The sequence below is a fragment of the Ensifer sp. B1-9 genome, assembly GCF_050474445.1.
Taxonomy (GTDB): Bacteria; Pseudomonadota; Alphaproteobacteria; order Rhizobiales; family Rhizobiaceae; genus Ensifer.
Genome location: NZ_JBCHVG010000007.1, coordinates 160,547 through 184,975 on the forward strand (window position 1 = coordinate 160,547; position 24,429 = coordinate 184,975).

The window sequence follows — 24,429 nt, forward strand, 5'->3', positions numbered from 1 at the left end:
GGCCGCTGTAACACTTTGCAGCACTGCATGTTTTGTCCTTAAAGCGGATACGATTTAAGGAAACATGCAGCAGCAACCCGGCGGCCTCGTCGAGCGAATTGCCGCTGTCAATGGGCGACTTGCGAAGCAGCCGCCATCAACTCCTCGGGATTGAGCGCCTGGCACAGGTTTTGGCCCTGGTCCTCAACTTCCGTAAAGCTCCAGCGCACCACGCCTTCACGATCGAGCAGGAAATGACCGACAAGCTGCATATGGCCGGGTATCCTCACCTGCTGATCGGCATCTGCGATTTCGTACCCGTCCTTTTCGCTCAGGAGGTCGCCGGCCGTCGCCGGGTCCATCGGTTCGGGCAATTCCCCCGGCAGATCGACCCGCATCGTCTTGACGAGGTCCATCCCGACCCTGTGTGGCCAGTCGGTCTCATCCTCGGTGAACTCGAGGAGAGGCAGGCCGAAGGCGCGGTGTGATGCCCGGTCAGGGTCGGATGCGGCAAGAAGGCCGGGTATCGGATGATAGCGGAAATAGAGTCGCGCGCGTTCGACCGGGGTGTTCACCACTGCTAGAGACTCCACGCCTTTTTCGCGCAGGGCCGGGTTGAACTGCGCCATCGCCGCGACATGGCGCCGGCAGAAGGGACACAGCAGGCCCCGATACAACCCGACCAACAACGGACGACGGCCGCGAAAATCATCAAGTGCGATCTTCCCCTCGCGGGAGATCGCATCCAGCACAAAGTTCGGCGCCTGCTCGCCCAATCGCAACGGATGTTCCAAATATTGTGGAGACATGGTCAACCTCCGCCCGGCAAGCGCTTCGATGTTGAGCGCGGCGCAAACGCCCTGCTCTACTGCATGTCTCCTTAAATCGACCTCGATTTGAGGACGAAGACATGCAGCAAATCAAAGTCCTACAGCGACCTTTGCGCGTCTGATAAGACGCGCGGCGCTGTAGCGCAAAATGCACTCGGCCCCCGTCATGGTGCGGTGTCGAGATCAAGCGTTGGCCGGTCTGACCTCTCGCCTTAGCGCATAGCCATAATCAACCTGAGAATGGCCCCACATCGGCTCGCGAGCAAGCAGCAAACGGCGGTTCCTGATCCGTTCACGGGACGCTACGCCAGCCAGGCCGCATCGACGTCCCGGCACGCGTCTTCCCCTACTTGATGCGCGATGGACCGGAGCATCTCAGAATGCAGGTTGTCCCCGCGTCGCATCTAAAGGGAAATCCCGGCTTCGCGGAGCCCGTCCACCAGCCGGCCCAGAACGCCCGGATCCTTGTAGGGCATGGCACGCTTGAAGTGATCTATCGAGAAATTCGGATTGACCTCGAACACCTCATGCCAATAACGCCGCGCCTCCTCGTGGCGCCCGGTGCGGCCGTAGAGACAGGCGAGATAGAAACGCGTCATGTCCGAGCGTGGAGCCAGCGCCAGTCGACGCTTGAAGGCGATCTCGGCCTCGTCGAAACGGCCGAGATTGAGCAGGGTCCGCCCGAGGAAGTGCAGCGAAAGGTCGAATTGCGGATCGAGCCGGTGGGCTCGCGTGTAATAGGGCAGCGCGTCCTCGAACTTGCTCTGGAAGTCCCGGATCGAGCCGAGAGCCGTGTGACCGCCGGCGGAATTGGGGTCGAGCTTGAGCATGCGCTGCGCCGCGACTTCCGCCTCGTCATAACGCCGGGCCCAGCAGAGCGCGAGCGACAGGGCATGATGGCCGTGTGCTTCGTTCTCGTCGGTTTCGATAGCCTTCTCGGCAAGCGCCAGGGCACGCGAAACATTGTCGAACGTGCCGCCGTTCCACCGGTTGATATAGTCGGTCAAGGCGACGATCGAGAGCGACGCATAGGCAGCGGCAAGGCCCGGATCGATGGCGATGGCGCGTTCGAGCATGCTGCGCGCCTCGGCAGAAGATTGTACGTCGAACCGCAGGATGGCCTGGCGGGATCGGACGAGCAGGTCATAGGCTTCCGGATCGACCTTGTTGCGGCTCTCGCGCCGCTCCTCTTCACCGGCCGTCAGCTTCACCTTGAGCGCGGTGACGATGGTGCGGGTCACTTCGTCCTGAACCTCGAAGATATCTTCAATTCCACGGTCGTAGCGTTCGGCCCAGAGATGACCGCCTGTCGTTCCGTCGATCATCTGGGCATTGATCCGGATCCGATTGGCGGCACGGCGAACGCTGCCTTCAAGCACGTAGCGAACGCCGAGATCGCGGCTGACCTGGCGGATATCCGGCGACTTGCCCTTATAGGCGAAGGAGGAATTGCGGGCGATGACGAAGAGGCCTGAAACCTTGGAAAGATCGGTGATGATGTCCTCGGTGATGCCGTCGGCGAAATAGCCCTGTTCCGGATCGCCGGACATGTTGTCGAACGGCAGCACGGCGATCGACGGCCGGCTCGGGAGCTGCGGCGGCGATTCGGGCACAACCTTCACCGGCGCGTCATATTCGTCCGGCGACCAGCTCCAGATGTGCACGGGGCGTTCGATGTTCTTGACCTCGTGGTGGCCGCTGTCGAAGAAATCGAGGTCGATGCGACCATGCACATATTCGTGCACCCCGTCCGAGATCGCCACGCCGCCCGGTTTGGCAAGCGCTTCTATCCGGGCGGCGACGTTGACGCCATCGCCGTAGAGATCGCTGTCGGCGACCATGATATCGCCCATGTTGACCCCGACGCGCAGCACGATTGCCTGATCCGCCGGTACGTCGCGATTTGCCGCCGTCATGGCTCGCTGAAGTGCTGCGGCGCATTCGACGGCATTGACGGCGCTGGAGAATTCGACGAGCACACCGTCGCCCGTCGTCTTGAAGACACGGCCCTGATGGGTGGCGACAAGCGGCTCCAGAACCTCTTTCCAGCGCGCCATGAGCTGCGTGTAGGTGTTTTTCTCGTCGCGCTCCATCAGCCGGCTGTAACCGACGACGTCGGCAGCCAGGATCGCAGCGAGCCTGCGCGTGATGGATTCATTGGCCATGGGATTGCAGCGCCTTCCGAGAATCCGTTGGTCGAAATTTTACCGACGGATGGCGCCAATGTCTATTCGGACGGAAGGTGCCCGCGGCCGCTTATTTGCCAGAAGAGGACCGTCGCCCTCGTCCCGTAGGCGACAGGCATTCGCGCAACCGGAACAGCTTCATCGCCGCCTGACTGCGGCAGCGTCACCGATTAACCCGTTCTGGGTATCACAGCACAGGAACAGAGCGCCGTCTCCCAGCGTTTCTGCTCAATGGGAGACTCCCATGCGATGGTTCAGGGCGATCGCCCACGAACCAGCGGGATCGCGCGGAAGCGATTCGTACGTGGAGTCGAGCAAGGAGGATGGAACGATGCTTGTCGCTGTTACCGGCAGGCCAATCCTGCCGGGTGAATTCGTCAAGATCGACGATGTCTTCAACGATGCGATACGGGAAAGAAATCTCCCGCGCCGCTCACCCGAGGCCATTGCACTGGCCGCCCGGCTGATAGAACTCTACCAGAATGGCGTTGATGACGTGACGGCATTGAGAGCGATGGCCAAGCTGTTCTGAGAGCGCGCGATGCTTGCGCCGGCGGCTCGACAAAATGCTTCAACATCAGAGAGATAGAGAAGAAATGGTACGGTTGAGTGGGGTCGAACCACTGACCTCAGGTGCCACAAACCTGCGCTCTAACCAACTGAGCTACAACCGCACGGCTGGCGACGTCGTGTCGCTTGGCGGCTCACATACGGAGAGTTCCGTCGATTTGCAAGCCTTAACTTGAGATTATCCTGCAAAAAGACCGGATGGCAACCCATCCGGTCTTTTTGAATTTCGGCGCGTCCGGCAGATCCAGGAGCAACAGCGGCCTGTCGCCACCCGCCACGCAGCGCAATCGGTCGGCTTAGGCCTTCTTGAAGGAGGACATTGCCTTTTCGGCAGCTTCCTTGCCCGGCTTTGCGACGTTCTCGGCAACCTTCTTGGTCGCTTCCTGCATGGTCTTCGCCTGCTCGACGGCGAGTTCGGCCTGCTTGCGGATGAAGGTCGTCTGCAGTTCGACGAGCTCGGAGAGCGACTTCACGCCGAGCAGCGCTTCCATGTGCGAAAGCGAGTTTTCGGCATTCGTGCGCAGCGCATCGATCGCCTTGAGGCCAAGTTCGACGGTGCCGGTCTGAGCGCTTTCAAGCGTGGCTTCGACGGTCTTCGTCGCCTCTTCGGCGGCCGTCTTCATCTTGGCATAGGCTTCCTTCGACTGGGCGGCACCCTTTTCCGCGAAATCGCGGAAGCTGTCGGTGAACTTCGCCGGGTCGAACGAGGAAAGCGAAAATACGTCGTCGGTCTTCTTGGTAGCCATGAAAGCGCTCCTTGGTGTCAGGCCCTCTTTTGAGGCGCCGTTGCTTGATGCGCACTATATAATCGATCTCCTTGTGCATTGCAATAAAATTGTGCAGCGCACAAAATCCGAGGCATTAACCTTTCGCGGTGAAAGCCGGGACGAAGCTCCGGGCCTCGCTGGACCCTCGCGGGCGGGCCGGGTATTAATAGAGTGTTAACCCGTAAGCGATCCGTCAATAGGCCAGTCCATGCCCGCGAGACAGTATCCTTTCATCGACATCGCCGTGCATGCGCGGGTGCGAGAGCATTTCGCCCGCGGCGATGCGGCGATCCTGTTTTCGCGGGACTTCGAACGCATCCTCTGGGCAAACGACCAGGGCGCCGCGTTCTTCGGCGCCGGATCGATCTATGACTTCATCGATGCGGGGCCGGACCAGAACGATCTTTCGCTGCGCCAGTTGCGCGCCGCGGCCGCGCAGCTCGTGCGCGTCGGCGACCGCCGCCAGCTTTCGATCCGGAAGTTCTCGGGCTTCCGCGGCACGCCGCTCAATGTCACCGTCGAGATGATCCGCGTTCGGCCGGATGACGATGCCGTGCTCTTTACCGCGCCGCATGCGGGCGCGCCGCTTTCGATCGAGGATCGGGCCGCGCGAATGATCGCCGGCCTGGACGGCCCCGATACCCACATGGCGGTGCTCGATGGCGAGGGCGCCATTGTCGCGCACTCCCCGGGTTTTCCCGGCCTCGGCATGTCGGACGAGACGCGCAGGCAACTCGTCGTCGCCGTTTCGCGCGATCACGACTGGCTGATCAAGCGCCCGGTCGCCACCCGGAAGGGGCATTTGCCGGCAGCCGTGGGCAAGATCGCCGACGATCCGTCGCTGCATCTGCTCTTTGCCGTCGAGACCATTCTCGGCACCCTCGACCCCGAGGAAGAGTCTCCCGTGGCCGAACAAGTGCCGGTGCCGCCGCCCGTCCAGAGTCAGGATCCGGGCGAAAGCGGGATTGCGACCGAACCCGAATTGGCAACCGACGAAATGGGCGACGAACCGGCCGCAAGCCTGGCGCCGATCGAGCCGCTGGAAACAGTCGTCGAACCGGAGGCATCCGACGTAGAACCGCAGGCCGGCGAAAGTGCCCTAGTCACGGACGAGGTGGACACTCCCGCGGAGACAGTCATCGAGCCGGACCCGCTTAACGCCTCCGTTGAGGCGACAGCCTTGCCAGCCGAGGGCGAAACCGACGCTGAAGACCTGAGCGCCGAGACCACAGAAACTGTCGCCGGGGCGGCAGCCGCCGAGGAGGTCCTGGTCGAAGAGGAAGCCCAGGTCGAAGGGGAGCCCCAGGCCGAAGGGGAGACGGGCGAAACCGGCGAGGACGACACGGCTCCCACCGAGAAGGCCGATTTCGTCTTTACGCCTGGCGGCCGTGCGGTGCGTTTCGTCTGGAAAATCGATGCCGAGGGCCGCTTCAGCGAAATTTCCGAGGAATTCGCGACCGCGGTCGGGCCGCGCGCGGCCGATGTGATCGGCACGAGCTTCACCGATGTTGCGGTGCGCTACGATCTCGATCGCGACCACAAGATCAGCACGCTGCTGCAGCGCCGCGACACCTGGTCCGGCAAGACGATCTTCTGGCCCGTTCAAGGCACGAGCCTCAAGGTTCCGGTCGATCTGGCCGCTTTGCCCACCTATTCCCGCTCGCGCGAATTCGACGGCTTCCGCGGTTTCGGCATCGTACGCCTTGCCGATGCCGTCGAGGACGAGAACGCTAACGGCCTGGCGCTCGGCCCCGAGACAAAGGTGGACGAGCCTGTGGACCCATCTCTGCCGGAAGAGGCCGGGAGCGAAGGACCAACCGGCGAGATCGAGGCCGAAAGCCAGGTTGCGGCAGAGCCTACCCCGGATGAAGGCGGCGCTGCCGAACACGAAGACCTGCCGCTCTTCTCGGTCGCGCCGGAAGCAACGGATCTTCCGCCTGAAGAAGAAAGCCCTATTGACGAGCCTGCGTCTCCCCCGGGTCCTGCCCAAAGCGGGCGTCCGACGCTGCGCGTCGTGGAGACACCAAGCCCTCGAACCCCCGACAAGATCGTCGAACTCGAGCAGCACCGTGCGGCGAGCGGGCTGACGCGCGGCGAACAGGCGGCCTTTCGCGAGATCGCCCGCCAACTGGGCGAGAATTTCGGCAAGCCGGCCGACGAGGCAGAAGCGGCGCCGGAAAACGGCGAAACAGTCAGCGCGGCAACGGCTGAGTCCCTCCCCCCGAGCGAGGACGACAGCACGGCTTCAATGCAGCCGTCAGGCGAGCCGGAGACCGAAGACGCTGCACCCGTCGAGGCAGACGGAAGCGAAACCGCGCTCGAAGCGGAGACACACGACGACGGGGATGGCGAAATCGAAGGCCAGCAGCAGACGGCCGATATCGGTCTCAGCGGCGAGATTCTCGACAGCCTGCCGATCGGCATGCTCGTCCATCGCGGCGACCAACTGCTGCACGCCAATCCGGAGTTCCTGCGGCTCACCGCCTATGACGACCTCGACGCGTTCGCACAGGAAGGTGGCATAGACGCGCTCTTTGCCAATGGCGAAGAGGCAATCGACGGCGAGCCCGACGGCACCTTGACGCTGATCCGCAGGGACGGCCAAATGCGGCCAGTCACCGCCCGCCTGCACTCGATCCGCTGGGACGGCAAGGGCGCCTTGATGCTGGCACTGACACCAGCGAGCGCGCCGAGCGCCGAACCGACCAAGGGTGACGAGGCGGTCGCAGGGGGCGAACAGGTCGAGAGCCTGAAGACGGAAATCGACGAGCTCAAATCCATTCTGGAAACGGCCACCGATGGCGTGGTCGTTCTCGGCCATGACGGCGATATCCGCTCGGTGAACCGTTCGGCCAGCGCCCTCTTCAACTATGACGAGGGCGAGATCCGCGGCAAACCCTTCGCGGCGCTTTTCGCCCATGAAAGCCAGAAGGCGGTCATCGACTATCTGCACGGTCTTTCCGGCCATGGCGTGGCGAGCGTGCTGAATGACGGTCGCGAGGTGATCGGACGGGAGGCCAATGGCGGCTTCATCCCGCTGTTCATGACCATTGGGAGGCTTTCGGCATCCAACGGCTTCTGCGCCGTGATCCGCGACATCACCCAATGGAAGCGGACGGAAGAAGAACTCCGGAACGCCAAGCGCGCGGCGGAAACGGCAAACGCCCACAAGACCGAGTTCCTTGCCCGCGTCAGCCACGAGATCCGCACGCCGCTCAACGCGATCATCGGCTTCTCCGACATGATGGCAAGCGAGCATTTCGGCCCGGTCGGCCATCCGCGCTATATCGAATATGCCGGCGATATCGGCCGGTCGGGCCGCCACGTGCTCGATATTGTCAACGATCTCCTGGATATCTCGAAGATCGAAGCCGGAGAGATGGAACTCGACTTCGGCGCCGTCGAGATCAACGAGGCGGTTTCGGAGGCCGTGTCTCTCGTCCAGCCCCAGGCCAACAGCCAGCGCGTCATCATCCGCACCTCGCTTTCGGCGGCTGTGCCGAACGTCGTCGCCGACGGTCGCTCGATCAAGCAGATCGCGCTCAACATCCTGGCAAATGCCATCCGCTTCACGCCCTCGGGCGGTCAGATCGTCGTATCGACCTCCTACGAGGCGAATGGCAGCGTCATCCTGCGGATCCGCGATACCGGCGTCGGCATGACGCGCAGCGAGCTGGACCAGGCGATGAAGCCGTTCCGGCAGGTGACGACGGGCGGACGCAAGCGCGGCGACGGCACCGGGCTCGGCCTGCCGCTGACAAAGGCCATGGCGGAAGCGAACCGGGCGCACTTCTCGATCACCTCCGCGCCGAACGAAGGCACGCTGGTGGAAATCTCCTTCCCGTCACAACGCGTCTTGGCGAACTGAGACCGGATGTTATAAGGAAATGTTGACTTGCGGCGGCCAGTTTGCTGGGCGCCGGTTAGCTATTCCTGCCGTCTCGCTTCGGAATCGATCGATTGCAGTCCACCTCTCAGAGCACAAAGCGGCGTCTTGCACGGGCAGGAACCGGTCTTTCCCATCCTCTCCTGGCGACCTGGGCCGGCCTGACGTCGGTGATCGTGCTGATGCCGATCATCGCGATCGCCTGGCTCGCCGTGTCGGGCGGCGGCGGCAACTGGCCGCACCTCATGGAAAACGTCATTCCACGCGCAACCGGGCGAACGCTCCTCCTCGTTTCGCTGACGGGTGCCAGCACAGCGATCATCGGCATCCTGACCGCCTGGCTGGTGGCAAGCTGCGAGTTTCCGCTCCGCCGATTTCTCTCCGCAGCCCTCGTGCTGCCGCTCGCCATCCCCGCCTATCTCGCAGCCTATGCCTTCGGTGAACTCCTCACCTTCACCGGGCCGGTGCAAAGCCTGGTCCGCTTCATCTTCGGCTTCAAGACGAGCCGCGACTATTGGTTTCCGGATATCCGTTCGCTCGGCGGCGCGGTGCTGGTGTTGAGCTCCGTGCTCTATCCATACATCTATCTCGCCTGCCGCTCGATGTTCCTGATGCAGGGACGGGCGGCTGCGGACGTCGCGCGCACCCTCGGCGCCGGTCCGCTCAAGGTGTTCTTCCGCATCCAGATCCCGATGGCCCGCCCTGCGATCATGATCGGCCTGACGCTGGTGGCGATGGAGACCCTGAACGATATCGGTGCCGTCGAATTCCTCGGCGTGCAGACGCTGACCTTCTCGATCTTCGACACATGGCTGAACCGCGGCAGCCTTGCGGGTGCAGCGCAGATCGCCTGCATCATGCTGGTCTTCGTCATCGGATTGATGATGATCGAACGGGCCGCACGCCGCCGCCAGCGCTTCTCCAGCCAAAAGACGACCTCGGCCGTCCACGATGCCGTCCGGCTGTCTTTGACCGGCTGGAAGAAATGGGCGGCGATGTTCGCCTGCCTGCTGCCCGTCCTCTCCGGTTTCGCCGTGCCGTTCTTCATCCTCGGCAACTTTGCCCTGAAGCGGATCGACCAGTTCGTGGAACCCCGTCTCCTGAACGCGCTTTTCCACAGCATCCTGGTTTCGGGCGCGACGGCGATCGCCACGGTGCTGCTCGGCTTCGTGCTGGCCTATGCGGCGCGCACCGGGCACTCCCGGGTCTCCGACACGGCCGGGCGGCTTGCCTCCTTCGGCTATGGCGTGCCCGGCACGGTGCTGGCGATCGGCGTGCTCTTTCCACTCGCCGCTCTCGACAACGCGATCGACGCGGGCATGCGGGAAACCTTCGGCATCTCCACCGGCCTGATGATGACCGGCACCAGCTTTGCCATCATCTATGCCTGCAGCGTGCGCTTCCTGACCATGGCGGAAGGCACCCTCGAAGCCGGCTTCCAGAAGCTCTCTCCGCATCTCGACATGGCCGCGCGCGCGCTCGGGCGCACGGGCGGACAGACTCTGCGCACCGTGCTGCTGCCGATGATGCGTCCGGCCGTTCTGACTGCGGCCCTGCTCGTCTTCATCGAAACGATGAAGGAGTTATCCGCCACGATCATGCTGCGGCCCTTCAACTTCAACACCCTCGCCACCCTCGTCTACGAGGATGCCTCGCGGGCAAAGGTCGAGGATGCCTCGGTTGCCGCCATGATCATCGTCATCGCCGGCATGATCCCGGTCATCGCGGTGTCGCGCTCGCTCGAAAGTCGATCCTGATCGGCCCCGGGCTCCACTCGTTTCTGACGGTCGAAACGGCATAAAAAAAAGGTGGCTGGGAGGCCACCTCGATAGTCGAATGCTAAATCAACAAGTGCTCGAGAAGGGATGACATCATGTCTGCGGCGGCATCGCTGCCGAACGCCGACCTACATCGACCGGCCCCAAGTTGACATGACAATGCGCCCCAAATTCTTAACAAGACCTTACCAGGCGACTCCGCAATTTTAGTGATTTTTCAGCAAGTCTGAAGGCTTGGTTAATTCGGGGAGCGCCAACAAGTTAACGCCCCCTCAATTCTTTAGGGCCTCGAGACCGGCAAAAAGGTCGAGCGCCTCGGGGTTGGCGAGCGCCTCCTTGTTCTTCACCGGACGGCCATGCACGACATCGCGAACGGCAAGCTCGACGATCTTGCCCGACTTGGTGCGGGGGATGTCGGTGACCGCGATCACCTTCGCCGGCACGTGGCGCGGCGACGCGCCGACGCGGATGCGGTTCTTGATCGCCTTGGTCAGATCGTCGGTGAGCGTGATCCCGGATGCGAGGCGGACGAACAGAACGACGCGAACGTCGTCTTCCCAATCCTGCCCGATGCAGAGCGCCTCGACGACCTCCTCCATCTGCTCGACCTGATTGTAGATCTCCGCGGTGCCGATGCGCACGCCGCCCGGGTTCAACGTCGCGTCGGAGCGGCCGTGAATGACGATGCCGCCGTGTTCGGTCCATTCGGCAAAGTCGCCATGGCACCAGACGTTGTCGAAGCGCTCGAAATAGGCGGCGCGATACTTGGCGCCTTCCGGATCGTTCCAGAACATCACCGGCATCGACGGGAACGCCTTGGTGCAGACGAGCTCGCCCTTTTCGCCGCGCACGGACTGCCCCTCGTCGTTCCAGACATCGACGGCCAATCCGAGGCCCGGCCCCTGGATCTCGCCGCGCCAGACCGGCTTCAGGGGATTGCCGAGCACAAAGCAGGAGACGATATCCGTGCCGCCGGATATCGAAGCGAGCTGGACGTCTGCCTTGATCCCTTCGTAGACGAAGGAGAAGTCTTCCGGCGACAAGGGCGAACCGGTGGAGGTGAGCAGCCTCAGGGTCGAGAGGTCATGGGTCTTGGCCGGCACGAAGCCGCCCTTGCGGACCGCATCGATGTACTTGGCCGAAGTACCGAACACCGCGAACTTCTCGGCCGCGGCATAGTCGAAGAGCACGTTGCCGTCGGGGTAGAAGGGCGAGCCGTCGAAGAGACAAAGCGTGGCGCCGACCGCCAGGCCCGAGGCCAGCCAGTTCCACATCATCCAGCCGCAGGTGGTGAAGTAGAAGAGCTTTTCGCCGCGACGAAGGCCGCAGTGGAAACGGTGTTCCTTCAAATGCTGCAGCAAGGTGCCGCCGGCCGAATGCATGATGCACTTCGGAACACCCGTCGTGCCCGACGAAAACAGTACGTAGAGCGGATGGCCGAAGGGAAGCCGTTCGAACGTCAGGGCCTTCGCCTTGAAGGGCGCGATGAAATCTCCGAGCGTCGCAGCGCCCGCGATCGAGGCGGCGAGCGCCGCGCTATCGCCGGCGTAGGGTACGATCAATGCCGGCACGGCAAGGCTTGCCGAGACCGCGCGCACCTTCGCGTCGACGTCCTGGCGCTTGCCGTTGTACCAATAGCCGTCGCAGGCGATGAACAGCTTCGGCGCGATCTGGCCAAACCGATCGAGAACGCCCTGCTCGCCGAAATCGGGAGAGCAGGAGGACCAGATCGCTCCGATCGAGGCAGTCGCCAGCATCAGCGCGATGGTTTCCGGCATGTTCGGCATCATCGCCGCGACGCGATCGCCCGGGCCAATCCCTTGCGCTTTCAGCGCCTGCTGCAGTCGCGACACCAAGGCTCGCAGCTCGTTCCACGACAGGCGGTAGTCGACCTTGTCTTCACCGCGGAACACAAGCGCATCGCCATCGCCGGTTTCGCGAAGCAGGTTCTCGGCGAAGTTCAGCTTCGCTTCAGGGAAGAAACGGGCATCGAGCATCCGGTCGCCATTGACGAGGGCGGTCGTGCCACGCTCGCCGATGACGTTGCAATGCTCCCATACTGCGGTCCAGAAATCGCCACGCTCGGCCACCGACCATGCATGGAACGCGTCATAATCCGCAAAGGTCCTGCCGAAGCGTTCGCTGCACCAGGCGATGAATTCGGCCATGGGGCTATGCGCACGGATCTCGGGACCGGGAACCCACAACGGCTGCTCTGCTTGCATGCTTTTCCTCCACTCCTGCTCCAGGCTCTCTATACCATGCTGCATCGCAAAATAAACAGTGCCCGCAATCGCCTCGGCGTCGCGCCGGCGACATTTACCTGTCTGTTTCCTGTCCGCCGCATTTGATTTCTGAGGGCCGAAGGCCTATCCAACATGCGTGACCCAAGCGACGGCGACCAGGCGGACATGACACGGAAATTCCTGCATATGATGCGCGACGCACGCCTGCGGTCGCGGTTCCGTCGTCGCCACTTCCTCTGGGCAGCGGCGATCGGAGTGGGGCTTGCTGCCGCCTACAATGCCGCGCTGCCTCTGCTGATTTCCACCGCCGATGTGCGCCCAAGGGTGGAGCACATGCTCGACGCCTGGTCCGGTGGGAAGAGCCGGATAACAGGCAATCCCGAGATCAGCTTCTGGCCGGAACCGACCCTCACGCTCCGCTCCGCGACCATCGAGACGACAGACGGCACATCGCGCAAGCTCGCGAATATCGGCAGTATAACCGCTTCCTTCAGCCTGCTCTCGGCCATCGACGGCGATCCGGAACTCGAGGACATCCGCTTGATCGAGCCGGTCGTCACGCTGGAAAGACGGACGGATGGCACGCTCAACTGGCAACCCCCACACTGGTTGACTGCGCCGGAAAGGCCGACCTCCAGCGACGATACGCCCTTCGGTGACGTCACGGTCGAAAACGGGCGCCTGCAGGTCATCGACCTCATCACCAACCAGACCCGCGAATTTTCCGGCATCGCCGGAACGGTCAAGTGGCCCTCCTTCACCGAGCCTCTGGGCGCCGAGTTCTCGGGCAGCCTTGGCGGACAGCTGGTGACCTGGACGCTCGACTGCAGCGAGCCGCTGGCCCTGCTCGCCGGTCGCAACACGACGCTCAGGACATCGCTGAGCTCAACTCCATTGAACCTCTCTTTCGAAGGCATCGGCAGCCTCTCGCAGACGCCGATCAGTTCGGGTCGGCTCCAGCTTTCGACGGCATCTCTGCAAACGCTGGCAGCCTGGTATCAGGGCAAGGCTGGCCACGCCCTGCCCGACAGCAGCCTCAACCTCAGCGCCAATGTCACGACAGGCGATCGCTCCCTGAAGTTCGACGATCTGCAGCTTGCTCTGGGCGGCGCCAATGCGACCGGTGTCCTCGACGTCTCCACACCGGCCAACGATACGCCCCGCATAGAGGGTACGCTCGCCTTCGACCGTATCGGCCTCAACGGCCTGCAGCCACTCATCGATCAATTGCCGGTAGAGCCTGACGACGTCACCAAGCAGCTCCGCGACGCTTTCGCGCGGACCTGGCGCGCCGACCTCCGCCTATCGGCGCAGGAGGCATCGATCGGTCCTCTGCGGCTGACGGATGTGGCCGCCGGCGTGATCATCGATCACGGGCGCGCTTCCATCGACGTCGCCGACAGCACCTATGCCAATGGTCGGCTCAGCGGCCGGATCGCCGTCTCGGAAGCGGGATTGGCAAAGGGCGGCAAGCTCGAACTGGTCCTGAAGAATGCCGACCTCGCCGCAGCGCTAGCGGATTTCGGGTTTACAGGCCCAATCCCGACCGGCCGAGGAAACGTCAACTTCGACCTTGTGACCGAGCATCCGTTCTGGACCGAGCAGGCGGCCGAAGCCTCGGGCAGCATCAGGCTCTCGCTCGCCAACGGCAGCCTCTCCGGCTTCGACGCAAACACCTTCGCGAACCTGGTCAGGGCGGGAGAGTTCTTCTCGCTGGCTCAGGCCAGCGATGGCAGCTTCGCCTTCCAGACCGCCGACATCGAAGCGAGCTTCGGCCAGGGGTCGGCGCGGCTGAACCAGGCGCTTTTCACCGGCCCAACCGGCAGTCTCTCGGTCAATGGCGTCATTCCCTATCGCACCGGCAGCCTGGCGCTCGCCGGCACCTTCATCGACGCGCTCAACGCCGGACAAAGGTTGCGCTTCTTCGTCGGCGGTTCCTGGCCAAATGCAGTGATCTCGCCCCTGTCGGTCCTTGGCGAGCCCAATTGAAAACGGCCGGCGTCAGGAACACCGGCCGTTGGCCTACAGTTCACAGCGACAAAAGCCGCCCACGCTAAGCGCGGGGCTGCTCCCGCTCAGGATTGGGCAAAGGCAGCCCGCTCGTCTCGCTCGCGCTGCGCCTCACGCTGCTTGGTAACGATGGAAGCAACGACCACTCCGATCGCCACGACACCGATGAGGATGGTGCAGATCGCGTTGATTTCCGGCGTCACGCCGAGCCGCACCTGGCTGTAGATCTTCATCGGCAGCGTCGTGGCGCCCGGTCCCGTGGTGAAGCTCGAAATCACGAGATCATCCAGCGACAGCGTGAAGGCCAGCACCCAGCCGGAAAACACCGCCGGCGCGATAACCGGCAGCGTGATCGCAAAGAAGGTCCGGACCGGGGTAGCGCCGAGATCGAGTGCCGCCTCTTCGATCGACCGGTCGAAACTGAGCAAGCGCGACTGCACGACTACGGCGACGAAGCACATGGTGAAGGTGATGTGCGCCAGCGTGATGGTCCAGAAGCCGCGGTCGAGGCCAATGGCGACGAAGAGCAGCAGGAGCGACAGGCCGGTTATCACCTCGGGCATGACGAGCGGCGCATAGACCATGCCGGAGAACAGCATGCGGCCGCGAAAACGCGTGTAGCGAACGAGCGCCAGTGCCGCGAGCGTTCCCAGCACGGTTGCACATGTCGCAGAGATCAACGCGACGCGGATCGTCACCCAGGCGGCATCGAGCAGCGCCTGATTGTGCCAGAGCTGCGCATACCATTTGATCGAAAAGCCAGCCCACACCGTGACGAGTTTCGACTCGTTGAAGGAGAAGATCACCAGAAGCACGATCGGCAGGTACAGAAAGCCGAAGCCGAGCACGATCGAGGCGATGTTGAAGCGTGACCAAGTGCCCATGTCCTACCTCCCCTCGCTGTCGGCTTTCGCCTGCGCGTTCTGGAAGTAGACGATCGGCAGCACCAGGATCAGAAGCAGGATCGTCGCCACGGCGGAGGATACCGGCCAGTCGCGGTTGGCGTTGAACTCGTTCCAGAGAGTCTTGCCGATCATCAGCGTTTCCGAGCCGCCGAGCAGGTCAGGGATGACGAATTCGCCAACGGCCGGAATGAAGACGAGCAGGCAGCCGGCGACCACACCCGCCAGCGACAGCGGGAAAGTCACGCGCCAGAAAGCGGTGAACGGCGTGCAGCCGAGGTCGAGCGCGGCCTCCGTCAGCGTGTGGTCCATCTTCTCCAGCGAGGAGTAGATCGGCAGCACCATGAAGGGCAGATAGGAATAGACGATGCCGATGTAGATCGCCCAGTTGGTGTTGAGAATGATCAAGGGCTGGTCGATCACGCCGGTCGCCAGGAGGAACTGGTTGAGCAGGCCCTCGGGCTTCAGGATCGCGATCCACGCATAAACGCGGATCAGGAAGCTCGTCCAGAACGGCAGGATCACCAGCATCAGCAGCGTCGGGCGGACGGTCTTCGGCGCCTTCGCCATGCCGTAGGCGATCGGATAGGCGATCAGCAGCGTCAGGACCGTCGAAACCGCCGCGATGATGACGCTCGACACATAGGCGTTGAAGTAGAGAACGTCTTCGGTGAGCCAGACGTAGTTGTCGAAATTGAACTCCCGCGCCTTCTCGACAATGCCCGACAGGCCGCCGAAGAGGTCGAAAACCGGCGTATAGGGCGGCATCGCCACGGCCGTCTGCGACAGCGAGATACGGAAGACGATGAAGAAGGGGATGAGGAAGAAGAAGAGCAGCCAGGCATAGGGGATGATGATGACAAGGCGGCTGAAGAGAGCGGATGCGACGCGTGTCATGGTCTCAATCCTTCAGAACGACGCCGGCGTCTTCGCCGAAGGAAACCCAGACTTCCTGATCGTAGCCGAGCGGGTCCTCGACCGCACGCACCGCGTTCAGCGACGACGCCTTGATCACCCGTCCATCCTTCAGACGCACGTGAAAGACGGTCATGTCGCCAAGATAGCCGATATCCCAGATCTCGCCCTGGACGGCGTTGACGGGCGCATTTGCCGGCGGCTGCCGGCTGACGCGGATCTTTTCCGGACGGACGGCGACCGCGGACCTGGTGCCGGTCGCCGGTCTTTCGGGGGACGCCATGCGGATGGGGAAGCCATTGGCGCCTTCGAGCCGCACGTAGCCGCCCTCGGCTCCAGAAACCGCTCCCTCGAAAATGTTGACGTCGCCGATGAAGTCCGCAACGAAACGGGAATTCGGCGCCTCGTAAATCTCGGCCGGGGTCGCGACCTGGATGACCTTGCCGTGGCTCATGACCGCGATGCGATCAGCCATGGTCATCGCCTCCTCCTGGTCGTGCGTCACGACGACAAAGGTGAGGCCAAGTTCCTGCTGCAGATCCATCAGTTCGAACTGGGTTTCCTCGCGCAGCTTCTTGTCGAGCGCGCCGAGCGGCTCGTCGAGCAGCAGCACTTTCGGCCGCTTGGCGAGCGAGCGGGCGAGCGCGACGCGCTGACGCTGGCCACCGGAAAGCTGATGTGGTTTGCGCTGGGAGAACTTTTCGAGCTTCACCAGCTTCAGCATCTGCGCCACGCGCGCGGCGATATCCGCTTTCGGCATGCCGTCCTGTTTCAGGCCGAAGGCGATGTTGTTCTCGACCGTCATGTGCGGAAAGAGCGCATAGGACTGGAACATCATGTTGACAGGCCGCCGGTAGGGCGGAATGCCGGCGAGGCTTTGCCCGTCGAGAATGATCTCGCCTGAGGTCGGCTGTTCGAAACCGGCGAGCATGCGCAAGAGCGTCGACTTTCCGCAGCCGGAAGCGCCGAGGAGCGCAAAGAACTCGCGTGTGTAGATGTCCAGCGAGAGGTCGTCGACGGCGGTGAAGTCGCCGAACCGCTTTGTCACGTTCTTCACGGAAATGAATGGCTTGGAAGCGGGATCCGCCCAGGGGGCAAAGGACCGCCGGATACTGCCGAGAGACTTCATCATCAATCCCCGAATGATACAGCCGATCGGGCGCTCTCGTTTTCCCCGGCGCCCATTAAGAAAATTGCCCGGATCTTGAGGTCCGGGCAATTCGTTCTCCGCTCTTACTGGCCGGTTACGACCTTTGTCCAGAGTCGGGTCAATACCCTCTGTTCTTTCGCCTCGAAGGGCGTCACCGTGAACAGTTTCTGCATCACCTCATCCGACGGATAGATGGCGGTGTCTTCGAGAACGGCCTTGTCGAGGAACTGCTGCGACGCCTTGTTGCCATTGGCGTAGAAGACATAATTCGATGCCTTGGCAACCACCTCCGGTTTCATCATGTAGTTGAGGAAGGCATGGGCTTCCTCAACGTGCTGCGCATCGGCGGGGATCGCGAACATGTCGAACCACATCTGCGCGCCCTGCGACGGGATCGCGTAGTCGACGGTCACGCCGGCCTTTGCTTCCGCCGCGCGGTCGCGCGCCTGGAAGACGTCGCCGGAGAAACCGACGGCCAGGCAGATGTCGCCGTTGGCGAGCGCGTTGATGTATTCCGACGAATGGAACTTGCGCACATAGGGGCGGATGCTTGCGAGCAACTCGGCCGCCTTTTCCAGATCGGCGGCATCGTGGCTGTCCGGATTGAGGCCGAGATAGGCGAGTGCCGAAGGCATGACGTCGGTCGGGGAATCGAGGATGTGGATGCCGCAATCCTTGAACTTCGCCGCCAGTTCCGGCTTGAAGATGACATCCCAGTTGGGCTTCGCGTCGGTGCCCAGGATCTCTTTCATCTTGTCGACATTGTAGCCGATGCCGGTCGTGCCCCACATGTAGTCGACAGCATATTCGTTGCCCGGATCGTACTTCGCCGTACGCTCCATGATCACGTCCCACATGTTGGAAAGGTTCGGCAGCTTCGACTTGTCGAGCTTCTGGAACACGCCGGCGGCGATCTGCCGCTGCAGGAAGGTTGCCGTCGGCACGACGACGTCGTAGCCCGAGCCGCCGGCGAGCAGCTTCGTCTCCAGGATCTCGTTGGAATCGAAGACGTCATAGACGACCTTGATGCCGGTCTCCTTGGTGAAATCTTCCAGAATGCTGCTGTCGATGTAATCCGACCAGTTGTAGACGTTGACCACGCGCTCCTGCGCCGAGGCCAGCATGGTCGAACCGGCCAGTACCGCTGCCGCCAGGGTTGTGACGATGAGCTTGGACATACAACTCCCCTCTTGGTTTTCATTTCGGGGCCCCGGCATGCCAAGGCACCGTCCAATCCGTTTCGCTCAGGCGGCGAGGTTAGGCATGTTTCTCGATAACCTCAAGCGCTTTCGTGGCGATAAAAGACCGCGCCGCGCCAGTCGGTGTTTTTTCACAAGTCGAGGAAAAACGGGCACTTATGACGAACCGCCGTGCCGCCGCTTAAACCTGCCGGTACTCCCTGCCGCAGTTAACCATGTCGGATGCTCGACATGCACGAACCGATGTTTACAATTGATTAACCATGATCGCCGTGCGAATTTTCCGCCGGTTGTGCATCAAGGGTTGGGTATTGCGATGGGCGAGAAGATCATAGGCGAGAGCGCCCCGGGTGGGCGAAGCCGCAGCATCGATCCCAGGGAGTTGAAACGCCTGTCGGCTCTCGAGCCACGGAAGGCGCTGGGCGCAATCGCTTTCGATTGGGCGATGATCGCAGCGGCGATCGCCGTCAGCGAATATGCCGGCAATCCTCTCGTCTATCTCATCGCCGTGGTGCTGATCGCTGGACGCATGCATGCGCTCGGCTGCATGATCCACGAGGCGGCGCATTACCGAATCATCCGCAACCGAAAACTCAGCGATGGGATGAGCGACCTGCTGCTCGCCTGGCCGGTGCTCGCAACCGTCGACGGCTATCGTCAGAACCATCTCGCCCACCACCAGCACGCCAATACCGACGCGGATCCGGACTGGACCGCAAAGCTCGGCATGCCACAATTCACCTTCCCGCAGAAACTTGCGCGCGGCATCGCCCAGTTGCTTGGCTACCTCATCGCGGTCAATTCGCTGCGCGACATGTTGCATATGGCCAAGCGGATGGGAAAGAACGATCGCTCGACGCTCCAATACAAGCTGCTGCGCATCGGCTTCTACGTGGCCGCCGCAGCGGTCTTCACGCTGCTCGGCATCTGGCGGGAAGTGGCGCTCTATTGGGTCGTGCCGTTCCTCACCTTCTTCTGCCTGTTCCTTTACATACGCAGCGTCGCCGAGCATTTCGGCAGCATGGACTATGGCGACGAGTTGACGAGTTCACGAACCGTCTACCCGCATGCCTGGGAGAAGCTGTTCTTCGCCCCCCACAACATCAACTATCACCTCGAGCACCATCTCTATCCGGGCGTGCCCTTCTACAATCTGCCGGAACTGCACGCGATCCTGATGCGCGACAAGGCCTATGCGGACAAGGCGCACATTACCCGCGGCTACACCACCGGGCTGCCGGCGGAATGTTTCGCGCCGAATGCACCGCTGCTGCCGAACCAGCATCCCGTCAGCTACTGAAAATCGAAGACGCTGAGCCCTGTCGCCATCTCATCGAGCCCAAGTGGTCGCGTGACCGGCGGTTCGGCGCGTGCCAGACAGCCCTGCCGCTCGCAGAGCCGACAGGCAGCACCAACCGCGACCGCCGGCGGCAACGCCGAAGCGTAGACGACCTCGTCGGCGAAGGATGCCTCGCAACCGAGAAGCAGGGCCGTGCGCCTGACCCGCTCCTGGAACGCCGCCTGCGGGCCATCCAGCGTGCGCGCCACCGTCAGAAACGCAGCACCATCCGGCATTTCGACACGATCGACCAGAACCTGCCCGGGCACCGAAAAGGCGGCATGAATGTTGAGCTTCGGACAGCCGCCGCCGAACTTCGCCTGCGGAAAGCCAGCAGCGCCGGCCCGCCGCAAGCGATGGCCGGCATTGTCGATCTCCATCAGGAAGAACGGCACGCCTTGCGCTCCGGGTCGCTGTAGCATGGTCAGCCGATTCGCGGCCTGCTCGAAAGAGACCTGGAAGCGGGCGCGCAACATATCGACATCATATTTCGCCCGCTGCGCGGCGGCGAGGAAGGCGGCATAGGGCATCATCAGCGCATGCGCGCCATAGCGCGCAAGCTCGAAACGGGCGATGCGGCGCGCCTCCGCGGTCGAGAAACGCAAAGGCTCGAGTTCGGCGATGATCGCTTCGTGGCAGGCGATAGACACCGCCTCCATGGCGATCTCGCGCAGTTGGTCATAGGGCGACAGCCGCTCGGAGATGAAGAGGCGCATGGAATGCCGATCGAAACGGCGGCGCAGATTGGGCATAGCATGCACAGGCAGGCTGCGAACGACCAGGCCATGTTCCTTCTTCAGCCAGTTCTTGAGAGCGCCCACGAGATCATCGCCGGGCGACAGCGCCTCGTGAAAGATCTCCGCCGCCGCCTCTATCGCAGCAAAGTGGTTGGGCCGCGCCTCGAAGGTTTCGCGCACCTCGTCCATCGGCAGCCGCGCGCCGGAAAGCGCCTCCATATGCCCCTGCCCCGCCAGCAGATCGGCGAGATCCTTGAGGCGTGCCGCCTGCTCGCGATAGGCGCGATAGAGCTTGACGACACCGCCCGCGGCATTGGGAGCAGCCTCAGCCACCTCGATCAGTTCCTGCTCTCCCGGTAGCTCGGCTGACAGCAGCGGATCGGCAAAAACCTCGCGCAACTGTGCCAGACTGCCGCCGGTTTCTCCCTGCAGTTCGTCGAGATCGACCTTGTAGACCGAGGCCAGTTTCAGGAGCAGTTGCACCGTCAGCGGCCGCTGATTGCGCTCGATCAGATTGAGGTAGGACGGCGAGATGCCGAGTGCCTCGGCCATGGCCGTCTGCGTCAGCGACAGGCCATTGCGAATACGCCTGACCCGCGGACCGGCGAAGATCTTGTTCTCGGCCATTTGTAACTACCTTTACAACTCGCGAAGCACATAGTGTTTTACATCTTTTACAGATTTACTTCGCACTTCTGTCAAAGGCAAGACAAGATAACCCTTTTGATCGCGCCATTTCATCGTTTCCAATAGCCGAATGCCGCGGCGCAATGTAAAAACTGTCACATGAACTCGAAACACGAAGCACCGTACGACGAAAGTCGAATGGATGAGAGATTTTGACAGGAGGAATGCAATGACTGATTTTTACAAGCTTGTTCCGAGCGCACCGCAAGGCCGCTTCGATGGCGTCGACCGCCCCTATAGCGCAGAGACCGTGAAGCGGCTGCGTGGGTCGGTCGAGATCCGCTATTCGCTGGCCGAAATGGGCGCGAACCGCTTGTGGAAACTCATTCACGAGGAAGACTTCGTCAATGCGCTCGGCGCACTCTCCGGCAATCAGGCCATGCAGATGGTCCGCGCCGGCCTGAAGGCGATCTACCTCTCCGGCTGGCAGGTCGCGGCCGACGCCAACACCGCCTCGGCCATGTATCCCGACCAGTCGCTCTATCCAGCCAATGCGGCGCCGGAACTCGCCAAGCGCATCAACCGCACGCTGCAGCGCGCCGACCAGATCGAGACCTCCGAAGGCAAGGGCCTTTCGGTCGATACCTGGTTCGCACCGATCGTCGCCGACGCCGAAGCCGGATTCGGCGGCCCGCTCAATGCCTTCGAGATCATGAAGGCCTTCATCGAAGCCGGTGCTGCCGGCGTCCACTACGAGGACCAGCTCGCTTCGGAAAAGAAGTGCGGTCACCTGGGCGGCAAGGTGCTGATCCCGACGGCGGCCCATATCCGCAACCTGAACGCCGCGCGGCTTGCAGCCGACGTCATGGGTACCCCGACGCTTGTCATCGCCCGTACCGATGCGGAGGCGGCAAAGCTCCTCACCTCCGATATCGACGAGCGCGACCGTCCGTTCGTCGACTATGACGCCGGCCGCACGGTCGAGGGCTTCTACCAGGTGAAGAACGGCCTCGAGCCCTGCATCGCCCGCGCGGTCGCCTATGCGCCGCATTGCGACCTGATCTGGTGCGAAACCTCGAAGCCGGATCTGGAACAGGCCCGCAAATTCGCCGAGGGCGTGCACAAGGCGCACCCGGGCAAGCTGCTCGCCTACAATTGCTCACCGTCGTTCAATTGGAAGAAGAACCTCGACGACGCGACGATCGCCAAGTTCCAGCGGGAACTCGGCGCGATGGGATACAAGTTCCAGTTCATCACGCTCGCCGGCTTCCATCAGTTGAACTTCGGCATGTTCGAGCTGGCGCGCGGCTACAAGGCGAGGCAGATGGCCGCCTATTCCGAGCTGCAGGAAGCGGAATTCGCGGCAGAAGCCAATGGCTACACCGCGACGAAGCACCAGCGCGAGGTGGGCACCGGTTATTTCGACGCCGTCTCGATGGCAATCACCGGCGGCCAGTCCTCGACAACCGCCATGAAGGAATCGACCGAGCACGACCAGTTCCGCCCGGCCGCAGAGTGAAAGACCGGCGGGAGCGCGGCAATCCCTGCCCGCTGCGCTCCTGCCGCTTCTCATAAATCAGAGTGGAATGGGAGGGCTGCCCCCATCCCACAATAGCCTCGAACCTCAAGGAGAAGTCCAATGACAGTCCAGACACGCGTCAAGGAACGGGCCGAGGAACAGTCTTCGGCGATGACCCCGGACCAGCAGGCAGCGATCCGCATGGTTGCCAACGACCTGCACCGCCTCAACCAGTCCGTCATGAAGGCCGTCGATGCCGGCGTATCGGTCGAGCTCGTTCGCTCGGCCCGCCACCACGGCGGTGAAGGCAATTGGGGCGATCTGCTGATCCCTGTCATCGTAACCCAGGGCAGACCATGACACTCGTTGCGGTGACGCTTGCGATGGCCCTGCTTTCGTCCGCTTCATTTCAGCCGGCGGCGGCAATCAGAGTGGCGACAGCAATTTCAGGTTGAGAGCCGCACATGTCATGGCGCAGATGCGACGTTGCCAGAGATTGGAATGGCCGGCGAGAATGCCGGCCATTCGGCATTGCGGCACCGAATCATGATTCAACATCTTCTTCGATATGCCATTTCAAGTTGATCGCACGGCGCGCAGCGGCTTATATTAGCCCAGCCTATCTTAGGTTGGGGCAAGCATGTATCGATCGACGAAAGCTGCCGATACGGCCGAATTGACGGAGCTCATCTACGGCGCCGCCTTTGGTGACTGTGGCTGGCAGGACTTTCTTGACCGGCTGACGACGACAATGCCGGACGGGCGCTCGGCACTCCATTACCACGATCTCACGTCGCCAACGGCATGCGTGCCCTATGTCTCCGGCTTTACGCCGGATGCCATCGATCAGTTCAACAACCACTTCGCGGCGATCAATCCCTGGATACCGAAGTCGGTGCTGGTGCCGGTAGGGCGCGGTCTCGCCGGCGAACACATCGTCTCGCGCGCGGACCTGGTGAAATCGGAATTCTACAATGACTGGCTGAAAGCCCAGACCGGCTGCGAAAGCACCGTGGGCGTGACCATCGTGCGCAGTCCGACGCGCACATTGCTCGTATCGACCTGCACGTCATCGACGGACGAAGAGCTCAACCGGCGGGCGGCGGATCAATACACCCTTCTTGCTCCCCATCTGAAGCGTGCCTTCGACTTCCTGCGCCGGCGCGACCTGATGATGGCCGAACAGCATGAAGGCCGGACGCTGCTCGATACGATCGGCGTCGGCGTCATCTATGTCGGCGACAATCTCCGCATCCGATCGATGAACGACAACGCCGAGCAGATGGCGGCGAAGGGCTCTCCGTTTCGCGTCACGATCAACGGGCGCCTGGTCATGGACGAACCGGAAACCAACACGACACTCGAGCTTCTGGCCTCGCCGGTCGGCACTCCGGCTCAGCCGCAGGTTCGCCTCGTCAGGACTGCAGAGGATGGCGCGGTTCGGATCACGCTGGTCCGGCGGAGCGCGAACATCTTTACCGAACTTCTCGATGGCCCCACCGTCGCCGTGCTGATCGAGCCGGCGACCTCGCTCGTTTGCGACCAGCGCCTCAACCACCTGAGAGACAGCTACGGCCTTACGCCGGCCGAACTCCGCATCGCGTCCGGCGTCGCCACCGGTCTGACGCTGAAGGAGATGTCGCAGGCCAACGGCGTCAGCTACGAGACGATCCGCACGCAGCTCAAGAGCATCTATGCCAAGACCCGGGTCAATTCGCAGGCCGCCCTCGTCAAGCTCCTGATGCGCTGACCAAAGGCGCCGTCATCCAATTTGGCATTCCTGCAGCAC

17 protein-coding genes and 1 tRNA gene are annotated in these 24,429 nt (G+C 62.4%); 8 read left to right on the forward strand and 10 right to left on the reverse strand.

What is annotated here, in order from left to right; genetic code table 11:
* Positions 1–107: 107 nt before the first annotated feature.
* Together ACQ5BM_RS14730 and ACQ5BM_RS14735 are read right to left on the reverse strand one after the other, a co-directional pair.
* On the reverse strand, positions 108–788 hold the full coding sequence (locus tag ACQ5BM_RS14730; protein ID WP_429812393.1) for a peroxiredoxin-like family protein: 681 nt from the start codon (positions 786–788) through the stop codon (positions 108–110).
* 425 nt (positions 789–1,213) lie between these two features.
* Positions 1,214–2,974 carry an adenylate/guanylate cyclase domain-containing protein gene (locus ACQ5BM_RS14735; protein ID WP_429812395.1) on the reverse strand — a complete coding sequence of 587 codons (1,761 nt, stop codon included), beginning with the start codon at positions 2,972–2,974 and terminating at the stop codon, positions 1,214–1,216.
* Positions 2,975–3,326: 352 nt separating this feature from the next.
* Between ACQ5BM_RS14735 and ACQ5BM_RS14740 the strand changes: the two genes are divergently transcribed.
* A complete protein-coding gene (locus tag ACQ5BM_RS14740; protein WP_429812398.1) occupies positions 3,327–3,527 on the forward strand; it encodes a hypothetical protein in 201 nt (66 codons plus the stop codon).
* A 65-nt stretch (positions 3,528–3,592) separates the two neighbouring features.
* On the opposite strand, the gene ACQ5BM_RS14745 is transcribed toward ACQ5BM_RS14740, so the two are convergent.
* Positions 3,593–3,669, reverse strand: a tRNA-His gene (locus ACQ5BM_RS14745).
* 192 nt (positions 3,670–3,861) lie between these two features.
* A complete protein-coding gene (locus tag ACQ5BM_RS14750; protein ID WP_429812400.1) occupies positions 3,862–4,311 on the reverse strand; it encodes a phasin in 450 nt (149 codons plus the stop codon).
* A gap of 229 nt (positions 4,312–4,540) precedes the next feature.
* On the opposite strand from ACQ5BM_RS14750, the gene ACQ5BM_RS14755 reads away from it, so the two are divergent.
* On the forward strand, positions 4,541–8,200 hold the full coding sequence (locus ACQ5BM_RS14755) for a PAS domain S-box protein (RefSeq protein ID WP_429812402.1): 3,660 nt from the start codon (positions 4,541–4,543) through the stop codon (positions 8,198–8,200).
* Between the two features lie 92 nt (positions 8,201–8,292).
* A complete protein-coding gene (locus ACQ5BM_RS14760) occupies positions 8,293–9,975 on the forward strand; it encodes an ABC transporter permease (protein WP_429812404.1) in 1,683 nt (560 codons plus the stop codon).
* 293 nt (positions 9,976–10,268) lie between these two features.
* Here ACQ5BM_RS14760 and ACQ5BM_RS14765 read toward each other — a convergent pair whose 3' ends face one another.
* Entirely contained in the window at positions 10,269–12,221 is a 1,953-nt protein-coding gene (locus ACQ5BM_RS14765; protein ID WP_429812406.1) for an acetoacetate--CoA ligase, read from the reverse strand.
* Positions 12,222–12,407: 186 nt separating this feature from the next.
* Here ACQ5BM_RS14765 and ACQ5BM_RS14770 point away from each other — a divergent pair, with 186 nt between their 5' ends.
* Positions 12,408–14,231, forward strand: coding sequence for an AsmA family protein (locus tag ACQ5BM_RS14770; RefSeq protein ID WP_429812885.1), 1,824 nt, complete (start codon positions 12,408–12,410; stop codon positions 14,229–14,231).
* An 86-nt stretch (positions 14,232–14,317) separates the two neighbouring features.
* Here the strand turns inward: ACQ5BM_RS14770 and ACQ5BM_RS14775 are convergent, their stop codons facing one another.
* The 4 genes from ACQ5BM_RS14775 to ACQ5BM_RS14790 form a co-directional block, all read right to left on the reverse strand.
* Positions 14,318–15,136, reverse strand: a complete 819-nt coding sequence (locus ACQ5BM_RS14775) for an ABC transporter permease subunit (protein WP_429812408.1) — start codon at positions 15,134–15,136, stop codon at positions 14,318–14,320.
* A gap of 3 nt (positions 15,137–15,139) precedes the next feature.
* Positions 15,140–16,051 (reverse strand): ABC transporter permease subunit, encoded by a 912-nt coding sequence (locus tag ACQ5BM_RS14780; protein WP_429812410.1) that lies wholly within the window; start codon positions 16,049–16,051, stop codon positions 15,140–15,142.
* 4 nt (positions 16,052–16,055) lie between these two features.
* On the reverse strand, positions 16,056–17,201 hold the full coding sequence (locus ACQ5BM_RS14785; RefSeq protein ID WP_429812413.1) for an ABC transporter ATP-binding protein: 1,146 nt from the start codon (positions 17,199–17,201) through the stop codon (positions 16,056–16,058).
* Positions 17,202–17,302: 101 nt separating this feature from the next.
* A complete protein-coding gene (locus tag ACQ5BM_RS14790; RefSeq protein ID WP_429812415.1) occupies positions 17,303–18,397 on the reverse strand; it encodes a polyamine ABC transporter substrate-binding protein in 1,095 nt (364 codons plus the stop codon).
* Between the two features lie 337 nt (positions 18,398–18,734).
* On the opposite strand from ACQ5BM_RS14790, the gene ACQ5BM_RS14795 reads away from it, so the two are divergent.
* A complete protein-coding gene (locus ACQ5BM_RS14795) occupies positions 18,735–19,718 on the forward strand; it encodes a fatty acid desaturase family protein (RefSeq protein WP_429812417.1) in 984 nt (327 codons plus the stop codon).
* On the opposite strand, the gene ACQ5BM_RS14800 is transcribed toward ACQ5BM_RS14795, so the two are convergent.
* The gene (locus ACQ5BM_RS14800) at positions 19,712–21,121 is read right to left on the reverse strand and encodes a helix-turn-helix domain-containing protein (protein ID WP_429812419.1); all 1,410 of its coding nucleotides are present in this window, start codon (positions 21,119–21,121) and stop codon (positions 19,712–19,714) included. The two genes, ACQ5BM_RS14795 and ACQ5BM_RS14800, sit on opposite strands and share 7 nt — an antisense overlap.
* A gap of 229 nt (positions 21,122–21,350) precedes the next feature.
* On the opposite strand from ACQ5BM_RS14800, the gene aceA reads away from it, so the two are divergent.
* The 3 genes from aceA to ACQ5BM_RS14815 all read left to right on the forward strand — a co-directional run bounded on the left by aceA (position 21,351) and on the right by ACQ5BM_RS14815 (position 24,390).
* Entirely contained in the window at positions 21,351–22,640 is a 1,290-nt protein-coding gene (aceA, locus tag ACQ5BM_RS14805; protein WP_429812422.1) for an isocitrate lyase, read from the forward strand.
* A gap of 120 nt (positions 22,641–22,760) precedes the next feature.
* Positions 22,761–23,000, forward strand: coding sequence for an SMc00767 family acetate metabolism repressor (locus ACQ5BM_RS14810; RefSeq protein ID WP_034800815.1), 240 nt, complete (start codon positions 22,761–22,763; stop codon positions 22,998–23,000).
* Between the two features lie 280 nt (positions 23,001–23,280).
* Positions 23,281–24,390, forward strand: coding sequence for a helix-turn-helix transcriptional regulator (locus tag ACQ5BM_RS14815; RefSeq protein ID WP_429812425.1), 1,110 nt, complete (start codon positions 23,281–23,283; stop codon positions 24,388–24,390).
* The last annotated feature ends 39 nt before the right edge of the window (positions 24,391–24,429 follow it).